Here is a 1680-nt window from a genome sequence, read left to right as displayed (position 1 = left end):
TATTAATTAATCCTCATATAAAAATTGTGTTAGCTGTAGCTGCACTGCAAAAAAGTTCTATTCTGGGACTATTAGCTGTTGATACCGATGATAGTGCGGATTTAAGCTCAATGAATGATAGAAATCTGCATAGTAGTATTTTAGACTGGATGACACAATACAATAACGTTGTTAAATTACTCTGGAGAATGAAGAATAATGTCTAGGGTATTGACTAGGTTAAGCAATTGACTCATGATAACAGTAGGGTTAAGACCTAAACCACAGAGGAAACTATTATGTCTGAGTCACTAAAACAACAGAGACAAGCACCTAGTTTAAAGTTAATTGAAATATTAGAAGATGGTAGTGCCAAAACTTTTATCTACGAAGATCCCGAAAAAAAGAGCAAATCCAGCTTTATTGCTCGAATAAAGGCTAAAATACAACAAAAATTCAGACCATCAGCTAATTAGTTCTTATGTATTTGCCAGATCATTTGTACACAAGGGGGTTATCTACCCCCGGATTTGTTTTTATAGTCATGACCGATTAGTTTGATACATTCTAGATATATGAAGCTCTTATCCTGTCTAGTATTAATATTCTCAATCTTAATTGAAATCGCTGGTTTTGAGGATGAAGGCCAGGTAATTCCCCTAGAAGATTTACCTAAGATTGAGGATATCTTAGGGATTCCTTCCGGTGTTTTGAGTTAGTTGACCGGTTATGGGTCATTTCGATCGAGGCGAAAGATTTCTTTTGATTTCGATCAAGATGACCCCTCTAACGATCGAATTTTCGACAATTATAGGATTTTTTTCGATATACGGAATGACAACTCGATAAAATAAAAATATGAAATTCGAGTGGGATCGACAAAAGAACCGAGCGAATATCATCAAGCACGATCTAGACTTCGCGGACGCGCAGCGGATATTTGAACATCCCATTCGAGTTTCCCTTGACGAACGAGAAAATTATGGCGAAGATCGATTGATAGGAATCGGTACGCTCGATGGCCGAGTGGTAGTTGTCGTTTTTACAGAACCGAGTAGAGATACAATTCGTATTATTTCACTTCGTAAAGCTTTACCCTATGAACGAAAACGATATGAACAATACCTCCGAGACGAATTGGGAGAAAGTTGACGCTCTTACGGAAGAGGAAATCGACACATCCGATATTCCGCCCTTAACCGAGGAGTTTTTTAGTAAATCGCGGTGGTGGAAACCTGTAGAGAAAGTAAATGTTCTTGTTCAAGTAGATCCCGAAACCCTAGCTTGGTTTCAATCACAGGGCGAGGATTGTGAACAAAAAATGTCCGCCGCTTTACGGATTTATGCGGAGGCTCACAAAGTATAGTCAAGTTTAGTTCGGGTACAAGCCACACAATAAAAAAGTTCGCTATCATTTTGAGCGGGATGAAAAGCCACACAATCTCATTTACCAATAAATCGCCTTAAATGAAATGATAAAAGTGAGTACGAAAAATTATGATTATAGATGTACCGACTGGAGATGATTTTAAATCCTCTGGCATTGATTTTTTAAATCTGGCTTGGGATACGCTGATAAGTAGGTGGGTGGAATTAAATATAAAATGAACGTAGGTTGGGTTGAAGCATGAAACCCAACGCCCGCATGGGTTACGCTACCGCTAACCCATCCTACAAATAATTGTGCCTACCTACTTAAGT

General features: G+C 38.3%; 3 protein-coding genes and 1 pseudogene. All 4 read left to right on the top strand.

Going from position 1 to position 1680, the window contains the following annotated elements:
• Positions 1–206: pseudogene (locus PX636_RS18035) on the top strand (hypothetical protein); the annotation flags it as partial.
• Between the two features lie 72 nt (positions 207–278).
• On the top strand, positions 279–455 hold the full coding sequence (locus PX636_RS18030) for a hypothetical protein (RefSeq protein WP_002797259.1): 177 nt from the start codon (positions 279–281) through the stop codon (positions 453–455).
• Positions 456–837: 382 nt separating this feature from the next.
• A complete protein-coding gene (locus PX636_RS18025) occupies positions 838–1131 on the top strand; it encodes a BrnT family toxin (RefSeq protein WP_002735016.1) in 294 nt (97 codons plus the stop codon).
• Positions 1079–1345, top strand: coding sequence for a BrnA antitoxin family protein (locus PX636_RS18020; protein WP_002746336.1), 267 nt, complete (start codon positions 1079–1081; stop codon positions 1343–1345). The genes PX636_RS18025 and PX636_RS18020 overlap by 53 nt, the downstream gene beginning before the upstream one ends.
• Positions 1346–1680 lie beyond the last annotated feature (335 nt).

It is taken from the genome of Microcystis sp. M53598_WE2 (assembly GCF_030067735.1).
GTDB lineage: Bacteria > Cyanobacteriota > Cyanobacteriia > Cyanobacteriales > Microcystaceae > Microcystis > Microcystis aeruginosa.
This window is presented reverse-complemented; position numbering and strand designations above follow the sequence as displayed.